The organism is Pantoea deleyi (genome assembly GCF_022647325.1).
Lineage (GTDB): Bacteria > Pseudomonadota > Gammaproteobacteria > Enterobacterales > Enterobacteriaceae > Pantoea > Pantoea deleyi.
This window is the reverse complement of sequence record NZ_CP071405.1, coordinates 2,573,270-2,593,840: the sequence shown is the minus strand read 5'-3', so window position 1 is coordinate 2,593,840 and position 20,571 is coordinate 2,573,270. Positions and strand designations below refer to the sequence as shown.

Below are 20,571 nucleotides of genomic sequence, written 5' to 3'. Positions count from 1 at the left end.
GATTACATGTCATTAATCAGTATCCACGGTGCCTATCTCTCGTTCAGCGATGCACCGCTGTTAGACAATACCGAACTGCATATCGAAGAGAACGAGCGCGTCTGTCTGGTCGGCCGCAACGGTGCGGGCAAATCCACGCTGATGAAAATCATCAACGGCGAACAGCCGCTGGATGATGGCCGCATCATTTATGAAACCGATCTGGTGGTGGCGCGTCTGCAACAGGACCCGCCGCGCAATATTACCGGTTCGGTCTATGACTTCGTGGCCGAGGGCGTGGAAGAGCAGGCTGAGCATCTCAAAGCCTATCACGCCATTTCCCATGTGGTGATGGAAGATCCCAGCGATAAAAATCTCAATGAGATGGCGCGCCTGCAGAGCATCCTCGACCATCAGAACCTGTGGCAGCTGGAGAGCCGCATCAATGACGTGCTGGAGCAGATTGGCCTGAAGCCCGATACCGAGCTGTCGTCGCTCTCTGGCGGCTGGCTGCGTAAGGCGGCGCTGGGCCGGGCGCTGGTGAGTAATCCGCGCGTCCTGATGCTGGATGAACCGACTAACCACCTGGATATCGAAACCATCGACTGGCTGGAGACGTTCCTGAAGAACTTCAGCGGCAGCATCGTCTTTATTTCGCATGACCGTTCATTCATTCGCAATATGGCGACCCGCATCGTCGATCTCGACCGTGGCAAGCTGGTCTCCTGGCCAGGGAATTACGATCTCTATCTGGAAGGCAAAGAAGAGGCGCTGCGCGTCGAAGAGATGCAGAACGCGGAATTTGACCGCAAGCTGGCACAGGAAGAGGTCTGGATCCGTCAGGGCATCAAAGCGCGTCGTACCCGTAACGAAGGCCGTGTGCGCGCCCTGAAAGCGCTGCGCCGCGAGCACTCTGAACGCCGCGAAGTGATGGGCAAAGCCAACATGCAGGTGGGCGAAGCCTCCCGCTCCGGTAAGATCGTCTTTGAGCTGGAGAATGTTGACTACGCGGTAGACGGCAAAACGCTGGTGAAAGATTTCTCTACCCAGGTGCTGCGTGGCGACAAGATTGCGCTGATCGGTCCCAACGGCTGTGGTAAAACCACGCTGCTGCGGCTGATGCTGCAGCAGCTGAAAGCCGATCATGGACGCGTGCACTCCGGCACCAAGCTGGAAGTGGCCTACTTCGACCAGCATCGCGCCGAGCTGGACCCGGATCGCACCGTGATGGACAACCTGGCTGAGGGTAAGCAGGAGGTGATGGTTAACGGTAAGCCGCGCCATGTGCTGGGCTATCTGCAGGACTTCCTGTTCCACCCCAAGCGGGCCATGACGCCGGTGCGCGCCCTTTCGGGCGGTGAGCGTAACCGCCTGCTGCTGGCGCGTCTGTTCCTGCGCCCCAGCAACCTGATGATTCTGGATGAACCGACCAACGACCTCGACGTCGAAACGCTGGAGCTGCTGGAAGAGCTGATCGCCGGCTATCAGGGCACCGTATTGCTGGTCAGCCACGATCGTCAGTTTGTCGATAACACGGTTACCGAGTGCTGGATTTTCGAAGGCAACGGTGAGATCGGCACCTTCGTTGGCGGCTATCACGATGCGCAGCAGCAGCGCGCGGCCTACCGGCAGCACCGCACGGCGACATCTGCGAAAGCCGCTGCACCGTCGGCTAAGCCCGCCGCAGAAAAAAGCGAAGTTAAGCGTAGCGTGAACAAACTCAGCTACAATCTGACGCGTGAGCTGGAACAGTTGCCGCAGAAACTGGAGCAGCTGGAAGCCCGCATCGGTGAGTTGCAGACGAAGATGAGTCATCCGGACTTCTTCAGTCAGGCACACGATCAGACACAACCGGTGCTGGATGAGCTGGCTCAGACCGAGCAGGAGCTGGAAACCGCTTTTGCGCGCTGGGAAGAGCTGGAATCGCTGAAAAACGGCGCGTAAGGCGGGGTGAACGGATGTGTTCAGCAGTGAAAAGTAACGCGTGGATGCTCTGTCCACAATGCGATTTAATGATCAAGCTGCCGGATATTCCCGTCGGCAGCCGAGCCTCATGCCCGCGCTGCCACACCACGCTGACGGCCAGCTGGCACGAACCGCGTAAACGGCCCACGGGCTATGCGCTGGCGGCGCTGTTTATGCTGCTGCTGGCGAATCTGTTTCCCTTTGTCTCCATGAAAGTGGCGGGGCTGACCAGCCAGATTACGCTGGCGCAGATCCCCAAAGTGATGGTGTCAGAGGATTACAGCAGCCTGGCGACGCTGTTCCTGCTATTTGTGCAGGCGGTTCCCGCCTTCTGCATGATCACCATTATTCTGCTGGTCAACCCGATTCCGCTGCCGGTCTCTCTCAGGGTGGGTCTGGCACGCATTCTGTTCCGGTTGCGAAACTGGGGCATGGCAGAAATTTTTATGGCTGGCGTGCTGGTCAGCTTCGTCAAGCTGATGGCCTACGGCGAGATCGGCCTGGAGACCAGCTTCTGGCCCTGGGTGCTGTTCTGCCTGCTGCAGCTGCGGGCTTTCCAGTGCGTTGACCGCCGCGAGTTGTGGGACAGGCTGTTACCCCAGCCCGCCTTACCCCATCTGCCTGAAGCGGGCATCAGCGGGTTAGAGCAGGGGCTGCGATCCTGTCCCTGCTGTACCGCCATCCTGCCCGCCGAAGAGCCTGTCTGTTCGCGCTGCGGGGTGACCGCTCATGCCCGCCGCAAGCACAGCCTGCAGTGGACGCTGGCGCTGCTGATGACCTCCGTCTTGATCTATATCCCGGCGAACCTGATGCCGATCATGGTGACGGAAACGCTCGGCACCGCCTATCCTTCCAATATCATGGCGGGCGTCATTCTGCTGTGGGGGGAGGGCTCCTATCCGGTGGCGCTGGTCATCTTTATCGCCAGCATCATGGTGCCATCCCTGAAAATGGTGGCGATCGGCTGGCTCTGCTGGGATGCCAGCGGACGCGGCCAGCGCGACAGCCACCGGATGCACAAAATCTATGAGGTGGTGGAGTTCGTTGGCCGCTGGTCGATGATCGACGTATTTGTGATTGCCGTGCTCTCTGCGCTGGTGCGCATGGGGCAGTTAATGAATGTTTATCCCGCGTGGGGAGCGGTGCTGTTTGCGATGGTGGTGATTATCACCATGATCGCGGCCATGACCTTTGACCCGCGATTAACCTGGGATCGTGTACGCGAAAATAACAGGAAGGAGTCGCGCCTTGACGGAAACTAATCACGGCCATGCAAAGGTGGAGCAGATCAAGCGCTGGTCGCCGGTCTGGATTGTCCCCATCGTTACCCTATTGATCGGCGGATGGATCCTCTTCTATCACTTCAGTCATCAGGGCCCGGAAGTCACCTTAGTCACCGAAAACGCCGAGGGCATCGTGGCGGGTAAAACCACGATCAAAAGCCGCAGCGTGGATGTCGGTGTGGTGGAGAGCGCAGTGTTAAGCGATGACCTTCACCATGTGGAAATTAAAGCGCGCCTGAATGCGGGCATGGAAAAACTGCTGCACAGCGACAGCGTGTTCTGGGTGGTTAAACCGCAGGTCGGGCGTGAAGGGATCAGCGGTCTCGGCACCCTGTTGTCTGGCGCCTATATCGAACTTCAGCCCGGCACCAAAGCGCAGGCGCCGGAGCAGTTTAAGCTGCTGGATGCACCACCGTTAGCGCCGCCGGATGCCAAAGGGATCCGCATCGTACTCGACAGCAAGAAGGCCGGTCAGCTCAATCCGGGTGATCCGGTGCTGTTCCGCGGCTATCGCGTCGGCACGGTTGAAACCAGCGTTTTCGACACCGATAAACGCATGATGACCTATCAGCTGTTTGTCGCCGCGCCCTACGATCGTCTGATCACCACCAACGTGCGTTTCTGGAAGGACAGCGGTATCGCCGTGGATATGTCTGCGTCCGGTATGCGGGTGGAGATGGGCTCGCTGACCACGCTGTTCAGTGGCGGCGTCAGCTTTGACGTGCCGGATGGCTGGGATCTGGGTGAGCCTGCGCAGAACAAGTCGGACTACCATCTGTTTGACGATCAGCGCAGCATCCAGGATTCGCTCTATACCAAGCATGTCGACTACGTGATGTTCTTCTCAGACTCCATCCGTGGCCTGCAGGCGGGCGCGCCGGTCGAGTTCCGCGGCATTCGTCTGGGTACGGTCGCCGAGGCGCCGCTGAGAAAAGCGGGGCTGGACCAGGCGCTGAACAACGACTATCGCGTGCCGGTACTGATCCGTATTGAGCCGGATCGCTTTATCAACCGGCTGGGTGAGAATTTCGATCTGGAACAGCATCTGCAGGATGGTAAGAAGCGCGGCCTGCGCGGCACGCTGAAAACCGGCAACCTGCTCTCGGGTGCGCTCTATGTTGACCTCGACTTCTATGACAATGCGCCAGCCTACAAAGGGCCGCAGAAAGTGTCAGGCTATGAGGTGATCCCAACGGTCAGCGGTGGTCTGAGCCAGATTCAGCAGAAACTGATGGCGGCGCTGGATAAGATCAACAGCCTGCCGCTGAACGGCATGGTCAATGAAGCCACGGGCACGCTGAAAGAGAGCCAGAAGACGATGCGTGATCTGCAGCGCACCATCGACAACATCAATAAAGTGACCGGCAGTCCGGCGATGAAAACGCTGCCTGAGGATCTGCAGCAGACGCTGCGTGAACTGAATCGCAGTATGAAAGGTCTGCAACCCGGTTCACCGGCCTACACTAAGCTGGTCGGCGATATGCAGCGACTGGATCAGGTACTGCGTGAGCTGCAGCCGGTGTTGAGAACGCTTAACACCAAGAGCAACGCGCTGGTATTCGAGGCGAAACCGGGACAGGATCCCCAGCCGAAGAGGGCGAAACAGTGAAGAAAGGATTGATACTTTCTGCCGCGCTGGTGTTGAGCGCGTGCAGCAGCAGCGTTAAAGACACCTGGTATCAGCTGCCCTCCGGGGCAGCCTCCATGCAGGTCAGCAGCAGTCAGCTGACCGAAGCACAGCCGATGCTGTGGGTGCAGCAGGTGACGGTGCCGGACTATCTGGCGGGCAACGGTCTGGTTTATCAGACCAGCGATGTCAAATATGTCATCGCCGCCAACAATCTCTGGGCCAGCCCGCTCGACCAGCAGCTGCAGCAGACGCTGATCACCAACCTCAGTAAGGCGCTGCCGGGTCGGCTGGTGGCCGGGTCACCGTTAGGCGCGCAGCACGACACGCTGAACGTGACTGTGACCGGTTTCCAGGGTCGCTACGATGGCAAAGCGATTGTCAGCGGCGAATGGACGCTGGAACATCAGGGCAAACTGACCAAACAGGCCTTCAACGTGGTACTGCCGCAGACCGAAGATGGCTATGACGCGATGGTCAGAACGCTGTCCGTCGGCTGGCAGCAGACGGCACAGAAAATCGCCAACAGTGTGGTTGCGTTAAATTAAGATTAATGTGAATAAATAAGCTAAGCCCCTGAGCAAAGGTCGCCATTTACCGACCAGGCTCAGGGGCTTTTTTATTAGCTGAATCAGAAGGATAGTGTTGTATCACGCATCACAATTCGGCATTAATTTTACCGATTAAGGTCACATTTATGACATGTGTATGAAGATTGGGCATTGATCTTTGCGGGCGCAGGGGGTAGAACATTAAAGGTGGTTGAACATTAATTCACCACTTTTCTTTCCACCAGATTCCACAGACCTTACATGAGGGACACGGAGTATGAAGAGACAGAAACGAGACCGCCTCGAACGCGCCCATTCACGTGGTTATCAGGCAGGCATTACTGGACGCTCAAAAGAGATGTGTCCGTATCAGTTGATTGACGCTAAGTCTCACTGGTTGGGAGGTTGGCGACAGGCCATGGAGGACAGGTCGGTCGCTGCATAACCGGCTGTCACTGAAAAGGGAAATAACCTCCGCCATGCGCGGAGGTTTTTGTTTCCGGGGAAACGCTTAGAACGCCGCCGTGTCCTTGAACAGGCCGACTTTAAGATCGCTGGCGGTGTAGATCAGGTTGCCGTCAACCAGCACTTCACCATCTGCCACGCCCATCACCAGTTTACGGTTGATAACGCGTTTGAAATGAATGCGATAGGTCACTTTCTTCGCGTCAGGCAGAACCTGACCGGTGAATTTCACTTCGCCCACGCCCAGCGCACGGCCTTTGCCTTCGCCGCCCAGCCAGCCGAGATAGAAACCGACCAGCTGCCACATCGCATCCAGGCCCAGGCAGCCTGGCATAACTGGGTCGCCGATAAAGTGGCAGCCGAAGAACCAGAGATCAGGATTGATATCCAGCTCCGCTTCAACAAAGCCTTTGTCATATTTGCCGCCGTCTTCGGTCATTTTGACCACGCGGTCCATCATCAGCATGTTGCCAGATGGAAGCGGCGGACCATTTTCGCCAAACAGTTCACCACGACCTGACAGGATCAGATCTTCTTTGGTATAGGATTCGCGTTTATCTACCATGTTTTCAATAAGCCTTGTTTTAGTGAATCACGAATATTAGCGAACAGTTGTACGCTGAGCAAATCGGATTAACGGTGGTTGAACCAGTTAAGCCAGCGCAGCGCCCAGGGACGTGGCGGAACATCCGGCTGATTGAACTGGCTGATGCGCTCCTGGATGGTATTCAGCAGGCAATCGCCCAGGCCATCTTCGGTGCTCCAGATTTTACCGGTCAGCAGCGGCAGCGCCTCATCGGCGCGATCGATCGCCCAGATATGGAAACGGCCCTGTTCCACTGCACTCACCACCGCCTGGTTCAGGCTGAGATGGCGCACATTGCAGGCGGGAATAATCACACCCTGCTGACCCGTCAGCTCCCGCTGGTGGCAGATATCGAAGAAACCTTCGATCTTCTCGTTCAGTCCGCCGACCGGCTGGACATTACCAAACTGATCGACGGAACCCGTCACGGCAATCTGCTGATTGATCGGCTGGTTAGCCAGCGCGCTGATCAGGGCACAGAGTTCGGCCAGCGAGGCGCTGTCACCATCCACCTCGGAGTAGGACTGCTCGAAAACCATCGAGGCGGAGAAGGGGAGTTGCTGATCGAGTTCCAGCTCGGCGATCAGGTACGCCTGCATAATCATCATGCCTTTGGCGTGGATGTTGCCGCCCAGCTCCGCTTTTCGCTCAATATCCATGAATTCACCATCGCCAGGATGCACCACGCAGGTAATCCGCGAAGGATCGCCCCAGGCACGGGGATGGCCAGGATATTCGACAACCGACAGACCATTAATCTGGCCGACCACTTCGCCTTCGGTTTCAATCAGGATCTGGCGCAGCAGGATCTCGTCACGCATCCGCTCGTTGAGATAGTTCTCGCGCCACAGGCGTGCTTCCAGCGCATCGCGCAGCGCTTCACCATTCAGGGTCTCGCCCATCAGCGCGGACTCACGCATCTGCCGCTGCAGCCAGCGCGGGCAGAGTGGCAGCGTTTCCTGGTCGCCGCTGTAGCGGACGCCTTCTTTGATCAGTTCCGGCCAGAAGTCCTCTTCCGGCTGGGGCAGACCTGCCTGCTGAGCCAGGTCGCTATTCCAGCGACACCAGGCCAGCATGTCATCCTCATCCAGAATCTGAATGTTCTCTTCAAATTCAGTATAGATAGCCATCTCATGCGCTTCAGGATCGAGTTCCTGAAACGCGGCCAGCGTCTCACGCTCGCCGCACAGGACCAGATTCAGTTTGAGTGGCAAGGGCGGAATCGACACGGGCAGCGGCCGGCGTTCATCCTGAGAGGTCCACTCAACATAGCCCTGCCCGATACACTTTTTCAGGCGTAGCCAGAGAATCGGCTGCGCGATCAGGCTCTGCAGAGAGAGCAGCAGCGTGCCGCCATTCGCCTGATGAATCAGCCCCGGCTCCAGCTGGATCCGATCTTTATACTGGCGCACGCAGCCGAACAACTGCTCCATCTCAACCCACTCGGCAAAGTGAATGCCGCCCTGGCTGGTGAAGGGACGCTGAGGATCGGAGGGGGGCTGAAGCGTGACATTGTCTGCCATGATATGGTAATCACCCCCCGACAGCGTGCTGCTGTCGGCGATGACCCGCTGCGCGGCCTGGGCAATCAGTGCCAGGTAATCGCGATTCTCCTGGCTACGGACCAGCAGTAACGGGAATCCCTGTGTCTGGTGATGTAAATGCGCCAGCGCATTCAGCAACCGGGGCTGTACCGTTGCCAGAGCATCAGTTTCTTCATCAGCAATTCGGGAGAAAACGGATTGGTATTGCGCGCTATCCGGCTGTAAGGTCTGCCACGTAAGTTGGGTGCTGGTCAAAATAATCGCATTTGTCTGTTTGAAGAAAAGCGAGATTATACAGGATTCACCTTTGTTAAGCACTGCAGACTTCCCGTCGAAGATGTGATGACGACAGCATGTTTTTCGTTGCTGCATCCGGGAAAAAAGCTGTTATTCTTAGCTCGTTACGTGATCACGATGAGATTCCGATGAAATACCAGCAACTCGAAAATCTTGAAAGTGGATGGAAGTGGAAATACCTGGTGAAAAAACATCGGGAAGGTGAACTGATCACGCGTCACCTTGAATGGAGTGCGGCGCAGGCAGCGGTCGATAAACTGCTGGCGATGGAGAACAATCCGGTGTCGGTGAACGACTGGATTGCGGAACATATTCACGCCGATCTCGATAACCGGCTTAAACAGACCATTCGTGCCCGGCGCAAACGCCATTTCAATGCTGAACATCAGCATACCCGTAAAAAGTCGATCGACCTGGAGTACCTGGTCTGGCAGCGACTGGCGGGGCTGGCACAACGGCGCGGCTGTACCCTGTCGGAAACGATCGTTCAGCTGATTGAAGATGCCGAACGCAAAGAGAAATATGCCACGCAGATGTCGAGTCTGAAGCAGGATTTGCAGGCTATCCTGGGTAAGTCGGGAACAGAAAACGACTGACCGGGGAGGGCAGCCGCCTGAGCGCTGACTAACGCTGATCACAGACATAAAAAAACCCCGCCGTGGCGGGGTTTTTTATTACGTTTTAACTTAAGCCTGTGGCTGAGTTACAACGTCTTTGATGCCTTTAACATCGATTTCTACGCGACGGTCCGGAGACAGGCAGTCGATCAGGGCGTTACGGCCTTTCACGCTGTCACAGGTGTTGCCGGTAACTGGGTTAGATTTACCCATGCCACGTGCAGAGATCTTGTTAGAAGGGATACCTTTAGAAACCAGGTAATCTACGACTGACTGAGCACGTTTCTCAGACAGTTTCTGGTTGTACTGCTCTGAACCGATGCGGTCGGTGAAGCCCAGTACGACAACGGAACCATCTTTAGGATCCATTGAGCTCAGCTGGCTGTACAGCTGATCCAGAGCCTGCTGGCCTTCTGGCTTCAGGGTAGATTTGTTGAAGGTGAACAGAACGTCAGACTTCAGAGTGAAACGCTTGGTTTCAACAACTGGAGCTGGTGCTGGAGCCGGCGCTGGAGCCGGAGCAGCGACGTCATCCTGACCGAAGCGGTATGAAACGCCTACGCTCAGCATGCCGTTGTCTGGACGTGCGCCCACGGTCTGTGCATCACCGATGTTGTTAACCCACTGGTAGTCCAGACGGGTAGCCCAGTTTTTGGTCAGCGCATATTCAACACCAACAGCTGCCAGCGGAGAAACGCCGGTGTCGTGGTCGCTGATACGGCCAGTAGTTGGGTTAGTCTGCGTTGAATCTGCACGCCATACCATGCCGCCCAGACGGGTGTAAACGTCCAGATCGTCATAAATTGGGTAGCTCAGTTTAGCAGCCAGCTGGATGCCCTGTGCTTTGAACGCGCCGTTGGTCACAGTACCTTTGTTAGGCATGCGGCCCAGCCAGTCATAGCCCATTTCGAAGCCCAGGTATGGGTTCGCCTGATAACCAACGAACGCACCTGCGCCCAGCTGGCTTTCATGAGTTGGACCGTTGTTGTTTTCGTAACCATTACCGTAGTAGCCAGTGTCGTGATACTGAGACCAGCCCAGTTTAGCACCGGTGTACCAGGTGTCATCTTTAGGGGCGGCCTGCGCTACGGTAGCGAAGCCAGCCAGTGCCACTGCAATTGCGATAGCTGTCTTTTTCATTTTGCGCCTCGTTATCATCCAAATAGGCAATGAGCAAAAAGGTTGCTCTTGGTTTAAATCCTTCGCCGGGTCAAAACGCTCGCTTATGACTCTACCGCAAAAAACGGAGGTTATTGAGCACCCTGGCGAGATAAAGTCTACAACGAGATTGGAAACTTACAAGTATGATGTGAGGCGCGACTGTAAAAAAACAGCGATTTATACACAAATTCTAACAATTAGCCTGGCAGTATTGTCGCGGCAAAAAGCCCTGAAAACATGCTAAACCATTGTCAATGCTCGAACTAACAGAATCAGTGGTTTAGCGGCGACAGATAAGAAAAATAGCTTGGGAAACTTCTGATTTTTACTTAATGAAACAAATCCGACTGAATTTTTATGGCACTTTGCGGTCTGAGTGGCGCTTCAGGCGATCCACTTGCACGCAAAATCAGACCCATTGCCTCACCCTCAGCCGCTGCATTTTCCAGTTGACGCCGCTCATCTTCATCAAGCTCGTAAGGGATCCAGGCCAGCACGACGCTGTAATTTCCGGTTCGCAGCGCCTTGACCATCGCTTCCACGGCATTCAGACGTTCCGAATCAGCAATATGCATGCTTTTATCGAGAGGCAGCCCCGACGCCTGCAGCCAGCTGCGATTCAGCTTGTGTGCCGGTGTTAACCATAGCTGCCAGCGCGATTGCTGACTCAGTTGCTGCAACAGCGGCAACAGTAACATCTGCATCATTCCGGGTTGCTCACTGTAGCGTAGCTCAGTAATGCCACCGGGCTGAGACGCCGGCAGAGATGAGGACGCGTAATGATGAGCATAGCGTGCATTATCAGGATGTTGTGTTCGCATAAGTTAATCACCAGCAGTGGACTGTATGAATATACAGTACTGTCATCCTGGATAAAGATCAACCCAAATTTCTGAAAACGCCTCGCAAAAACGCCACAAGATTAGTGGAAGCCCTATTTATTCATTGAACCCACTGACGCTTTTTCCTATCTTCTAATTACCTGATACACAAGGCAATTAACGAGATAGTCCTGACATGGAGGTGGTGTAATGAAAAAGGTAAATCCGGTTGTAGAGCGCTCCAGAGCGTGCCTGGCCCCGCTGGGGCCGATAGAGTCCCGCACCCAGTTCGGGGGATATGCGCTGGCCGTCGAAAGTGTAGTGTTTGCCCTGATCAATAAGGATGAACTCTATCTGCGCGCCAGCGAACCGCTGCGGCAATATATTACAGAGCGACCGCTTCAGCCTCTGATTTTTCGCAAACGGGGTAAGCTGGTCAGCCTCAACTATTTTCGGGTTGATGAAACCTTATGGCACGACGCTGAACATCTGCTGGCGCTCTCAGCCGCCTCGCTGGAAACGGCGCAGCTGGAGCTGGAAGATCGGCACGCCTCGCCGCGACTGAAAGATCTGCCTAACCTCAGCGTGCGTATGGAGATGATGCTTTACGAGGCGGGTGTCCTGAGCGTGAATCATCTCTATCAGATGGGGGCCAAACGCTGCTGGCTGAAGCTGAAAGCAATCAACCAGCATGTCGGATTTCAGACCCTGCTGGCGCTGCAGGGCGCGATTACCGGCCACCATGCCGCCGCGCTGCCGCAGGCCACCCGGGCCGAGCTGAATGCCTGGTTTCAGCGTACACTGCTATCCAAAGCCGAACCCAGAGGCGGTGAAGGCTGATCGCTGATCAGCGTGCGGCGCAGGCGGGCGATCTCCGGCATCAGCGCCACCAGCAGACCGAGCTGCTGGAGGACCAGCGGCGCACGCGTATCCGCATCTGCGGCCAGCTGGCTGATTCGCTGAGCCAGCTGATGACGCATCGATTCAGCCTGTTCATCGCTGACCACCTCTGTCTGAAGCACATCCTCGACATAGCAGACGGTATCATCCAGCAGGGCCAGCAGCTCCGGCGCGGTAATTTTATCGCGGTGCGCGCCCAGCGCCGAGATGTAACTCAGGAAGGAGTGGTTAGAGCAGAGCAGCTGGAAGGCCGATTCGCGCAGCTTCTGGCTGGTGCGACTCTCGCTGCTCATGTTTGACACCACCGACGCCAGTTCGGCATCCGCATTGTGGGCGTCACGACGCGCAATGCGATAGGCCAGCCGGTTGTCTTTGCCCTGATGATACTGCTCCATAATCGCATCCAGATAGCGGCAGTTGGCCTTCAGCGTCCGCTCTGCCACCGCCGGTAACTGACGAAAACGCCAGTCCGGCCAGATAAATGCCACGGCCAGCCAGGCCAGGCCGCAGCCGAGTAACGTATCCACGACCCGGGGCAGGGCGACCTCAAAGCCTTCGCCCAGCAGGTTAAAGCAGAGCAGAACCAGCAGGGTAATAAACAGGGTGGCCTGGGCATACTGCACCTGACGGAAGGCGAAAAACAGCACGCCGGCAATCACAATCAGGAACAGCTGACCTTCAATGGACGGCACCAGCCATAAAACCGGCAGGCCAATCGCAATCCCGGCCAGCGTGCCGCCGATACGCAAGGCCAGCCGTCGCTGTGTGGCGTTATAGTTGGGCTGGCAGACAAACAGGCTGGTCAGCAGAATCCAGTAGCCCCGCTCCAGTCCGGTGATCTGAATAAAACCGTAGCCGATGCAGAGCACCACCGACATGCGCACCGCATGCCGGAACAGCGCAGAAGCGGGGGAGAGATGGCGACTGAAGCGCAGCCGGATATCACTCCAGCCACTCAGTCCCTCTCGTGACAGCAGATTATCGCTGTGCTGAGGATCGTCACCGGCCAGCGTCTGCTCTGATTCAATCGACGCCAGCTGGGCATCGATGGCGCGCAGATTGCGTAACAGCCAGAACAGCGCGCCGGTATGGGCCGCTTCGGGTTCGTGCCGTGCCAGACGTTCAATCGCTTTCTGCAGACGCTCAAAGGCACGCTCAAACCGGCTGTCGTGTACCCACCGTTCGCGCATCAGAATGCAGTGCGCCAGCTGGCGGCAGGCCTGAGCCTGCATATTGAGCAGGCGCTGAAAGCGAAACAGGATTTCATTGTAGCGCCAGTCGCCGCGCAGCAGATGGTACTGGAGATGAGAAGAGCTGGCCCGCTCGTGAATATCCTGCGCGACAAAGTAGTAGTGCAGGCTGCGCCGGGTACCGCGCGAACCGCGATCGCCGCGCAGACGGCTCTGCAGGGTGGTTTTGGTCAGATTAAGCTGGGCCACCAGCTGGCTGTTGACCATCGCGGCATCAATAAACGCAGCATCATCCTGGTCGCCCGCATCGGGATCGAACAGGTTAGCCTTGGCATCCAGATAACGGGCCAGCTGTGAAAAACTGCCCGCCAGCTGCTCCTGCACCGGCCGGACCGGAAACATCAGGTGCCCCAGTAACGTCAGCAGGTTGTACCACAGCGCGCCCACCAGCAGCAGCATCGGCTGCATATACCACTGGCTGAACAGGCCGATCCCGAGCATAGTGTAGACCGCAATCAGCAGCGCACCGAAGGCGATGGTCGCGTAGCGCTGACCCAGCGCACCCAGCAGAATAAAGCCCCAGGTGGAGATCGCCAGTCCGGCCATAAACGCCAGCGGGTAGGGGAAAAGTAACTCGACAGACACCGAGGCGATGCAGAAGCAGAGCAGCGTAATCAGCAGATTCTTCAGGCGGCCGGTCAGCCGGTCGTCAAGATCGGCCAGCGCCGCCGCCACGACACCCAGCGTCAGCGGAATCGTCCATTCGATCTGCTGCAGCCACCAGGGAATAGCCGCGCAGCCGCTCAGCGCAAACAGGATCCGCAGCAGATACCGCCAGGTACTGTTAAACAGGTATTTCCGCCAGCCTGGCAGACTCTGTGACATCATATTAATAGCGACGGGCATTGGCTTCGCGCGCCGCACGCGCCTCTTCCACCGACACGACACGACGACCCACCGGCCAGAGGGCGATCGCGGCGATCTTAAAGTTGGCAATCCCGACCGGAATGCCGATGATGCTGAGACACTGCACAATGCCCACGGAGATATGGGAGAGACAGAGCCACCAGCCGAAGAAAATCAGCCAGAAGATATTCAGGAAGGTGCCGCCGGTGTTCATGATGGCGCTCTTACTTTCGGGCCGCAGCACATCGACATGCACCGCCTCATTGCCAAACGGCAGCAGCGAGATTTTAGTGATTTCCCAGCAGGATCGCGTCAGCGGCAGGGTAAAAATCAGCACGATGCTGATAAGCGTGGCAAACAGCCAGCTCAGGGTGGTGAAAAAGCCGCCCAGAACAAAATTCAGGATATTTAAAACGGTGCGCATGATCTTCTTTTCCTTTTGCATTCCGCAAGATGTGACGCCAAGTTTAGCCTGTTTTAAGGCTGGAGCGCCAAGGGTCTGACAGGTAAACTCCCCCTAATCCTATTCTCTGACGTTGGTGTCGGCGTGGAACTGAAAGCAACTTCGATGGGCAAACGGCTTGCCCAGCATCCCTATAATCGCGTTCGTCTGCTGGCGGCGGGCGTCGAAGTCAGTGGCGATAAGCACGAGTATCTGATCCCCTTTAACCAGTTACTGGACATCGCCTGCAAGCGCGGGCTGGTGTGGGGCGAGCTGGAGTTTTTACTGGCAGATGAAAAAGTGGTCCGGCTGCATGGAACCGAATGGCAGGAGACTCAGCGCTTTCACCACTATCTGATGCAGGCCTGGCAGCGCTGGAGCCTGGAGATGAGCGAGGTGTGCTGCGAGGTGCTGCAGGCGCTCAGCGATGAGATCCGGACCTTCAGCGAGCAGGACCGCTGGCTGAATCGCCACGAGCTGCAGGGGCTGAAAAGCCGCATCCTCAACCAGTTCGATGCCTTGCCTCTGCCGCTTGCCCGCCTGAACGCGTTTGCGGCGTGCCGTGACAACCTGGCGTTCTGTCAGCAGTGGCTGGAGCAGGGGGAGGCGGCTCTGCGGCAGCGCAATCGCGACTGGACGGCGGCCATGCTGACCCGCTATCAGGCCTTCTTCGCCAGCGTCGAAAGTACGCCGCTCAATCCTTCGCAGTGTGAGGCGGTGGTGAATGGCGAGGATTCTCTGCTGGTACTGGCCGGCGCAGGCAGCGGGAAAACCTCGGTGCTGGTCGCGCGGGCGGGCTGGTTGATGCAGCGTAATCTGGCCAGCGCCGGACAGATCCTGCTGCTGGCCTTTGGCCGGGAAGCCGCCGAAGAGATGAACGCACGTATTCAGTCGCGACTGTCGGCCAGCGACATCCAGGCACGAACCTTTCACTCGCTGGCGTTGCATATTATCCGCGAAGGCAGCAACAAGCAGCCGGTCGTCAGCCGGCTGGAGAGTGATGCCGAGGCGCGGCGCACGCTGCTGATTCAGACGTGGCGGCAGCAGTGCCAGGAGAAAAAATCTCAGGCCAACGGCTGGCGTCAGTGGCTACGCGACGAGCTGGCGTGGGAAGTCCCGGAGGGGCCTTTCTGGGACGATGACAGGCTGGCAAAACGCCTGGCGTCACGGCTGGAGCGCTGGCTCGGTCTGATGCGCATGCATGGTGGCGCCCAGGCCGGGATGATTGCCGAAGTGCCGGAGGCGATCCGGGATCTCTTCAGCAAACGAATTAAGCTGATGGCGCCCCTGCTGAAAGCCTGGAAGAGCGCGCTGAAAGAGGAAGGGGCGATCGATTTTTCCGGTCTGATCCACCAGGCGATCGCCATTCTGGAAAAAGGCCGATTTATCAGTCCGTGGAAACATATTCTGGTGGATGAGTTTCAGGACATCTCGCCTCAGCGTGCCGCCCTGCTCAGCGCCCTGCGCCAGCAGAATAAGCGCACTGCGCTCTTTGCTGTGGGCGATGACTGGCAGGCGATCTACCGTTTCAGCGGGGCTGAGATGACACTGACCACGGCGTTTCATCACTACTTCGGGGAGGGCGACCGTTGCGTGCTGGACACCACCTACCGGTTTAACGATCGCATCGGCGACATCGCCAACCGCTTTATACAGCAGAATCCGCAGCAGCTGGCCAAACCGCTTAACAGCATCACCAAAGGCAACAGGAAGTCGATCGCCCTGCTGGCAGAGGATCAGCTGGAAGCCCTGCTGAACAAACTCAGCGGCTATGCGAAGCCGGATGAGCGGATCCTGTTGCTGGCACGCTATCACTACCTGCGGCCCGACGTCCTGGATAAAGCCCGCACGCGCTGGCCGAAGCTCAACCTGAGCTTTATGACGATTCATGCCAGCAAAGGTCAGCAGGCGGACTACGTGATCCTGCTGGGCCTGCAGCAGGGAAAAGAGGGCTTTCCGGCGGAGGTCCGCGAGTCGGTGATCGAGCAGGGGCTGTTACCGCAGCCAGAGGCGTTCCCCGATGCGGAAGAGCGCCGTCTGGCCTATGTGGCGCTGACGCGCGCGCGCCAGCAGGTCTTTCTGATGTTCGATAAAGCTGCGCCTTCCCCCTTCGTTGACCATTTCCGCGAACTGGGTGTGCCGGTGCTGCGTAAAGCCTGAGTTACTTCAGGCGGTCGGCCAGATAGCGCGCATAGTCCGGGATCTGAATGTCGACGGATTGAGCGAACAGGGGAGACTGAATAATAAAGTCAGCGGTGGAGCGGTTGGTGGCGACCGGGATATTCCAGACGGTCGCCAGACGCAGCAGCGCTTTCACGTCCGGATCGTGCGGCACCGCATTCAGCGGGTCCCAGAAAAATATCAGCGCATCGATCCTGCCTTCTGAAATCAGCGCGCCCACCTGCTGGTCACCGCCCATCGGGCCGCTCAGCATTGCGGTCACGTTCAGGCCGGTATCGCGATTGATCAGGTTACCGGTGGTGCCGGTAGCGTAGAGGATATGAGGTTCCAGCGCGGGCTGATTCTGTTTTACCCAGTCCAGCAGGGCGGCTTTGCAGTGGTCATGGGCGACCAGCGCGATATGTTTTTTTGTGCCTAGGGTGCGGAGTGTCTGTTCCATCGAAGCTTCCTCATGACGCCTGTCTGCGGGCGGAAAATCATGAGTTTACCTCCGGGCTTTCTGCGCTATCAACTCGTACGTAACATTTTGACCAGCGCCAGGAATTGCTGACGGGTGGCTTCATCGAAACGCTGGAACCAGCGCTGCAGCGAAGGCAGTTCGGCCTGAGTTGTCCAGTCCAGATCGGCGGTGAACTGCACAGAAGAGGGGGTATCGGCGGCGGTGTGCGCAAAGCGGGGCACCGAGGCGATCTGACGGGTGCGATTGTAGTTCAGCATCGCCTTTTCCATATCCTGCAGGGTGGTGGCAGCCAGATGATCCCGCACGCTGCTGATCTCATGCCCTTTTTCATCCACCAGCTGGAAGTTCAGGCTGCGATCGAAATGAACACGCTCGCGTCGGGTCTCCAGAGCCGGCAGCCGGATAGCCAGGGTTTTCGCGGTGGCGGTGAAGGTGACGATCATCGGCAGCGACTGGTAGGCCAGCACCCGATCTTTCTGGCCCTTGCGCTGCTGCTCTACCCGGAACAGAAACTGATGCTGACCGCGATCCAGCTCCAGGCTGTCTGCCCCTTTAAGCAGCGAACCTGAAATCTTTCGACCATCCAGCACCAGCAGATCGATCTGTGGATCGAGCTTCAATGTGATGGCAGAACAGGACGCCGACACGAGGAGAGCGAGTAACCCCGTGACAGCCAGCGACAGCTTCATTTCAACTCCGGTAACCAGTGACAGAAAGGGTATGTGTAGCAAATTCTTACATTATGGCAGTTAATTTACATTTAAACATATTTATTCGTGCGCAGGCTCAATTAATTTCGCCAGAGGCTTACCCGCCAACGGGCGCACGCATCTACACTCAACACTGGCCTGAAAGGAGATAAACATGAACGACCAGACAATCCGTGATGTGCTGACGCGCACCCAACGTATCGCCTTAGTCGGGGCAAGCGATCGCCCCGAGCGTCCCAGCTTTGGTGTGATGAAATATCTGCTCGATCAGGGCTACGAGGTGATTCCGGTCAGCCCGAAACTGGCAGGCAAAACGCTGCTGGGGCAGCAGGCCTATGCCACGCTGGCGGAGGTGCCGGGCGAGATTGATATGGTGGATGTCTTTCGCAATGCCGAAGCCGCATGGGGCGTGGCGCAGGAGGCGATCGCAGCCGGGGCAAAAACGTTGTGGCTGCAGCTGGGTGTGATCAATGAACAGGCGGCGGTGCTGGCGCAGGATGCGGGGATGACGGTGATCATGGATCGCTGCCCGAAGATTGAGATCCCGCGTCTGGGGATCACGCGCTAGAAAAGCAGCTGTGGCGGCAGAGGGTGCCGCCACAGATTAGTGCCGCAGATGCGGCGCCTGAAGCTGCTGACGCACGGAGGCAGCCAGCTCATCCATCGACGGCTGCTCGGGATGCTCCACGCTGGTTTCGCCGGAAAGCTGGATCTCAGCAACGTAGGTGTGCACCTGATCGCCTTCTTCATCCTCCATTACGACGTGATACCAAGGGGCGGAACGCATCTTCTCTTCCGCGCCAACGTCTTCAATTTTAGGCTCATCCAGTGAGTATTCCGGATCGACATCGACGATAACGCCCAGTACGCCGGACAGACGATGACGAACCTGCTGACCAATACCAAATTTACTGGCAATCATAGTGACCTCCGAAAAAAAACGCTCTCCCTTCAATATGGGGGCAGGCGCCGATTTTTCAAGTCACATCACACGGCAGGCAAAACCTTTCAGGTAGAGACCTTCCGGATAGCTGGCGATCACCGGGTGATCGGCGGCCTGACGGAACTGTTCGATGAACTGAACGTCACGGCCGGCATCCAGCGCGGCATCGGCAATAATTTTCTGGAACAGTTCGGTCGCCATCAAACCGGAGCAGGAGAAGGTCATCAATATTCCGCCCGGATTCAGCAACTGAATGGCCAGCATGTTGATATCTTTATAGCCGCGACAGGCGCCCATTAACTGGCTTTTGTTCTCAACGAACTTCGGCGGATCCATCACGATCAGATCAAATTTCTCGCCGCTGTCACGGTAACGGCGCAGCAGTTTGAAGACGTCATCACGCTCAAAGCGCGCGCGGGAGAGATCCAGCTCATTCAGTTCCACGTTCTGACGCGCAACGTCCAGCGCCTCCTGCGAAGTATCGACGCTGATCACTTCCTTACAGCCGCCCATCAGGGCCGAAACAGCGAATCCCCCGGTATAGGAGAAGCAGTTCAGCACGCGGGCATCCTGCGCATAGCGACGGGTAGCCAGGCGGCTGTCACGCTGATCCAGGTAGTAGCCGGTTTTGTGTCCGCCCTGGATATCGACCAGCAGCTTCATGCCATGTTCAGTAATGGGCAGCAGCGGCGGCGGCAGTTCACCGGTCACGGTGCCCTGTGCCAGCGCCAGGCCCTCTTTCTTACGCACGGCGACATCAGAACGATCATAGATGGCGCAGGTCGGGAAGCACTGCTGCAGGGCGGTGACGATCGCCGCACGCTGATATTCCGCACCCGCCGAGAGCAGCTGCAGCACTAAAAAGTTGCCAAAGCGGTCGATCGTGACGCCCGGTAAACCGTCAGACTCTCCGGCGATCAGACGATAGCTGTCCAGACCATCGCGGGCCGCCAGCCATTGACGCCACTGCTGCGCCTGCTCAAAACGGCGGACAAAGAAGGCGATATCGATGGATTCATCGGCCTGCCAGCTCCAGACGCGGGCGCGAATCTGCGACGCAGGGGAATACGCGGCGCGTGCCAGCCACTTACCGTTGCTGTCGCAGACATCGATGGTTTCACCCGGTTGCGCTTTACCTTCCATACGCGCAACGGCGCCGGAAAAGACCCATGGATGGCGACGGAGCAGGGACTTTTCACGTCCCTTTGCGAGAATCAATCTGACTGTCATAGTTTGCTATGCTTACCTGAAAAAATGAGGCGCCATTGTCCGGTGGATAACGGGAAATTGCAACGAACAGCAGCAGGAGAGAATCATGTCAGCAACCGGTTTTAAGGCCTGGGTGCATGGCCGCGTGCAGGGCGTCGGGTTCCGTTACAGCACGCAGGCGGAAGCCAGAACGCTGGGGGTGCTGGGTTATGCCCGGAATCTGGACGATGGCAGCGTGGAGGTCTTCGCCTGGGGCGAGGCGGAGCAGGTTGATGCGCTGCTCGCCTGGCTTAACGCGGGCGGGCCCCGCAGTGCACGGGTCGATCAGGTGCGGGTGGAGCCGCATCAGCCTGCTGAGCCGCCGCGCGATTTCCGCATCGGGTAATTACAGACACTTCGCCGGTTTAGGCAGGCCGGCGATTTTGGTTGCCTGCTTCGCCGGTCCCTCCGGAAACAGGCGGAACAGATAGCGACTGTTGCCTTTCTCCTCGCCATATTTCTGTGCCATCGCCTTGACCAGCATCCGCACGGCCGGGGAGGTGTTGTATTCCAGATAGAACGCGCGCACAAAATGGACCACTTCCCAGTGGGCTTCCGTCATGGCCAGGCCTTCCTGTTCAGCGATCTGTGCCGCCAGCGCTTCACTCCAGTCGCCGGGGTGCTTCAGATAGCCTTCGGCATCGACGGCGATTTCGTTACCGTTAAAATTCACGTGACATCCTCTTGATTAATGA

The 20,571-nt window shown here is 57.4% G+C and carries 21 protein-coding genes; 10 read left to right on the top strand and 11 right to left on the bottom strand.

Annotation, left to right across the window (positions count from 1 at the left end):
• Window positions 1-6: 6 nt before the first annotated feature.
• The 5 genes from J1C59_RS12290 (at window position 7) to rmf (ending at window position 5,850) form a co-directional block, all read left to right on the top strand.
• Entirely contained in the window at window positions 7-1,923 is a 1,917-nt protein-coding gene (locus tag J1C59_RS12290; RefSeq protein ID WP_128084450.1) for an ABC transporter ATP-binding protein, read from the top strand.
• A 14-nt stretch (window positions 1,924-1,937) separates the two neighbouring features.
• Window positions 1,938-3,206, top strand: a complete 1,269-nt coding sequence (gene pqiA, locus J1C59_RS12285; protein WP_140917173.1) for a membrane integrity-associated transporter subunit PqiA — start codon at window positions 1,938-1,940, stop codon at window positions 3,204-3,206.
• Entirely contained in the window at window positions 3,193-4,836 is a 1,644-nt protein-coding gene (gene pqiB, locus J1C59_RS12280) for an intermembrane transport protein PqiB (protein WP_128084449.1), read from the top strand. The genes pqiA and pqiB overlap by 14 nt, the downstream gene beginning before the upstream one ends.
• Window positions 4,833-5,402, top strand: a complete 570-nt coding sequence (pqiC, locus tag J1C59_RS12275) for a membrane integrity-associated transporter subunit PqiC (protein ID WP_111142045.1) — start codon at window positions 4,833-4,835, stop codon at window positions 5,400-5,402. Before pqiB ends, pqiC begins: the two co-directional genes overlap by 4 nt.
• 280 nt (window positions 5,403-5,682) lie before the next feature.
• Window positions 5,683-5,850 carry a ribosome modulation factor gene (rmf, locus tag J1C59_RS12270; RefSeq protein ID WP_008925875.1) on the top strand — a complete coding sequence of 56 codons (168 nt, stop codon included), beginning with the start codon at window positions 5,683-5,685 and terminating at the stop codon, window positions 5,848-5,850.
• Between the two features lie 66 nt (window positions 5,851-5,916).
• Here the strand turns inward: rmf and fabA are convergent, their stop codons facing one another.
• Together fabA and J1C59_RS12260 are read right to left on the bottom strand one after the other, a co-directional pair.
• Entirely contained in the window at window positions 5,917-6,435 is a 519-nt protein-coding gene (gene fabA / locus J1C59_RS12265) for a bifunctional 3-hydroxydecanoyl-ACP dehydratase/trans-2-decenoyl-ACP isomerase (protein WP_009091047.1), read from the bottom strand.
• Between the two features lie 68 nt (window positions 6,436-6,503).
• On the bottom strand, window positions 6,504-8,372 hold the full coding sequence (locus tag J1C59_RS12260; RefSeq protein WP_128084448.1) for an AAA family ATPase: 1,869 nt from the start codon (window positions 8,370-8,372) through the stop codon (window positions 6,504-6,506).
• 53 nt (window positions 8,373-8,425) lie between these two features.
• Here J1C59_RS12260 and matP point away from each other — a divergent pair, with 53 nt between their 5' ends.
• Window positions 8,426-8,893: a macrodomain Ter protein MatP gene (gene matP / locus J1C59_RS12255; RefSeq protein ID WP_139805871.1), complete on the top strand. Its 468-nt coding sequence runs from the start codon at window positions 8,426-8,428 to the stop codon at window positions 8,891-8,893.
• A gap of 90 nt (window positions 8,894-8,983) precedes the next feature.
• On the opposite strand, the gene ompA is transcribed toward matP, so the two are convergent.
• Window positions 8,984-10,054, bottom strand: coding sequence for a porin OmpA (ompA, locus tag J1C59_RS12250; protein ID WP_128084446.1), 1,071 nt, complete (start codon window positions 10,052-10,054; stop codon window positions 8,984-8,986).
• A 350-nt stretch (window positions 10,055-10,404) separates the two neighbouring features.
• On the bottom strand, window positions 10,405-10,896 hold the full coding sequence (gene sulA, locus J1C59_RS12245; RefSeq protein WP_140917174.1) for an SOS-induced cell division inhibitor SulA: 492 nt from the start codon (window positions 10,894-10,896) through the stop codon (window positions 10,405-10,407).
• A gap of 210 nt (window positions 10,897-11,106) precedes the next feature.
• On the opposite strand from sulA, the gene J1C59_RS12240 reads away from it, so the two are divergent.
• A complete protein-coding gene (locus J1C59_RS12240; protein WP_128084445.1) occupies window positions 11,107-11,736 on the top strand; it encodes a TfoX/Sxy family DNA transformation protein in 630 nt (209 codons plus the stop codon).
• On the opposite strand, the gene yccS is transcribed toward J1C59_RS12240, so the two are convergent.
• Complete coding sequence (gene yccS / locus J1C59_RS12235) at window positions 11,688-13,892, bottom strand: YccS family putative transporter (RefSeq protein WP_128084444.1); 2,205 nt, start codon at window positions 13,890-13,892, stop codon at window positions 11,688-11,690. The two genes, J1C59_RS12240 and yccS, sit on opposite strands and share 49 nt — an antisense overlap.
• Window positions 13,876-14,316: a YccF domain-containing protein gene (locus J1C59_RS12230; RefSeq protein ID WP_128084443.1), complete on the bottom strand. Its 441-nt coding sequence runs from the start codon at window positions 14,314-14,316 to the stop codon at window positions 13,876-13,878. The genes yccS and J1C59_RS12230 overlap by 17 nt, the downstream gene beginning before the upstream one ends.
• Window positions 14,317-14,439: 123 nt before the next feature.
• On the opposite strand from J1C59_RS12230, the gene helD reads away from it, so the two are divergent.
• Entirely contained in the window at window positions 14,440-16,494 is a 2,055-nt protein-coding gene (gene helD / locus J1C59_RS12225) for a DNA helicase IV (RefSeq protein ID WP_128084442.1), read from the top strand.
• A gap of 1 nt (window position 16,495) precedes the next feature.
• Here the strand turns inward: helD and mgsA are convergent, their stop codons facing one another.
• Together mgsA and J1C59_RS12215 are read right to left on the bottom strand one after the other, a co-directional pair.
• The gene (mgsA, locus tag J1C59_RS12220; RefSeq protein WP_128084441.1) at window positions 16,496-16,954 is read right to left on the bottom strand and encodes a methylglyoxal synthase; all 459 of its coding nucleotides are present in this window, start codon (window positions 16,952-16,954) and stop codon (window positions 16,496-16,498) included.
• 68 nt (window positions 16,955-17,022) lie between these two features.
• Window positions 17,023-17,664: a DUF2057 family protein gene (locus J1C59_RS12215; RefSeq protein ID WP_128084440.1), complete on the bottom strand. Its 642-nt coding sequence runs from the start codon at window positions 17,662-17,664 to the stop codon at window positions 17,023-17,025.
• Between the two features lie 175 nt (window positions 17,665-17,839).
• Here J1C59_RS12215 and J1C59_RS12210 point away from each other — a divergent pair, with 175 nt between their 5' ends.
• Complete coding sequence (locus J1C59_RS12210) at window positions 17,840-18,253, top strand: CoA-binding protein (RefSeq protein ID WP_128084439.1); 414 nt, start codon at window positions 17,840-17,842, stop codon at window positions 18,251-18,253.
• 36 nt (window positions 18,254-18,289) lie between these two features.
• Here J1C59_RS12210 and hspQ read toward each other — a convergent pair whose 3' ends face one another.
• Together hspQ and rlmI are read right to left on the bottom strand one after the other, a co-directional pair.
• A complete protein-coding gene (hspQ, locus tag J1C59_RS12205; protein ID WP_128084438.1) occupies window positions 18,290-18,607 on the bottom strand; it encodes a heat shock protein HspQ in 318 nt (105 codons plus the stop codon).
• A gap of 60 nt (window positions 18,608-18,667) precedes the next feature.
• Window positions 18,668-19,858, bottom strand: a complete 1,191-nt coding sequence (rlmI, locus tag J1C59_RS12200) for a 23S rRNA (cytosine(1962)-C(5))-methyltransferase RlmI (RefSeq protein ID WP_128084437.1) — start codon at window positions 19,856-19,858, stop codon at window positions 18,668-18,670.
• An 85-nt stretch (window positions 19,859-19,943) separates the two neighbouring features.
• Between rlmI and yccX the strand changes: the two genes are divergently transcribed.
• Window positions 19,944-20,222 carry an acylphosphatase gene (gene yccX / locus J1C59_RS12195; protein WP_128084436.1) on the top strand — a complete coding sequence of 93 codons (279 nt, stop codon included), beginning with the start codon at window positions 19,944-19,946 and terminating at the stop codon, window positions 20,220-20,222.
• Here yccX and J1C59_RS12190 read toward each other — a convergent pair whose 3' ends face one another.
• Window positions 20,223-20,549, bottom strand: coding sequence for a TusE/DsrC/DsvC family sulfur relay protein (locus tag J1C59_RS12190; protein WP_128084435.1), 327 nt, complete (start codon window positions 20,547-20,549; stop codon window positions 20,223-20,225). It abuts the gene before it with no gap.
• Window positions 20,550-20,571 lie beyond the last annotated feature (22 nt).

Excerpts from the sequence above, each read along its gene's own strand:
- J1C59_RS12240 (WP_128084445.1), top strand. The coding sequence starts at position 11,107 with ATGAAAAAGGTAAATCCGGTTGTAGAGCGCTCCAGAGCGTGCCTGGCC.
- J1C59_RS12230 (WP_128084443.1), bottom strand. The coding sequence starts at position 14,316 with ATGCGCACCGTTTTAAATATCCTGAATTTTGTTCTGGGCGGCTTTTTC.
- J1C59_RS12215 (WP_128084440.1), bottom strand. The coding sequence starts at position 17,664 with ATGAAGCTGTCGCTGGCTGTCACGGGGTTACTCGCTCTCCTCGTGTCG.
- yccS (WP_128084444.1), bottom strand. The coding sequence starts at position 13,892 with ATGCCCGTCGCTATTAATATGATGTCACAGAGTCTGCCAGGCTGGCGG.
- rmf (WP_008925875.1), top strand. The coding sequence starts at position 5,683 with ATGAAGAGACAGAAACGAGACCGCCTCGAACGCGCCCATTCACGTGGT.
- mgsA (WP_128084441.1), bottom strand. The coding sequence starts at position 16,954 with ATGGAACAGACACTCCGCACCCTAGGCACAAAAAAACATATCGCGCTG.
- J1C59_RS12290 (WP_128084450.1), top strand. The coding sequence starts at position 7 with ATGTCATTAATCAGTATCCACGGTGCCTATCTCTCGTTCAGCGATGCA.
- yccX (WP_128084436.1), top strand. The coding sequence starts at position 19,944 with ATGTCAGCAACCGGTTTTAAGGCCTGGGTGCATGGCCGCGTGCAGGGC.
- matP (WP_139805871.1), top strand. The coding sequence starts at position 8,426 with ATGAAATACCAGCAACTCGAAAATCTTGAAAGTGGATGGAAGTGGAAA.
- hspQ (WP_128084438.1), bottom strand. The coding sequence starts at position 18,607 with ATGATTGCCAGTAAATTTGGTATTGGTCAGCAGGTTCGTCATCGTCTG.
- ompA (WP_128084446.1), bottom strand. The coding sequence starts at position 10,054 with ATGAAAAAGACAGCTATCGCAATTGCAGTGGCACTGGCTGGCTTCGCT.
- pqiA (WP_140917173.1), top strand. The coding sequence starts at position 1,938 with ATGTGTTCAGCAGTGAAAAGTAACGCGTGGATGCTCTGTCCACAATGC.
- fabA (WP_009091047.1), bottom strand. The coding sequence starts at position 6,435 with ATGGTAGATAAACGCGAATCCTATACCAAAGAAGATCTGATCCTGTCA.
- J1C59_RS12260 (WP_128084448.1), bottom strand. The coding sequence starts at position 8,372 with ATGCAGCAACGAAAAACATGCTGTCGTCATCACATCTTCGACGGGAAG.
- rlmI (WP_128084437.1), bottom strand. The coding sequence starts at position 19,858 with ATGACAGTCAGATTGATTCTCGCAAAGGGACGTGAAAAGTCCCTGCTC.
- J1C59_RS12210 (WP_128084439.1), top strand. The coding sequence starts at position 17,840 with ATGAACGACCAGACAATCCGTGATGTGCTGACGCGCACCCAACGTATC.
- sulA (WP_140917174.1), bottom strand. The coding sequence starts at position 10,896 with ATGCGAACACAACATCCTGATAATGCACGCTATGCTCATCATTACGCG.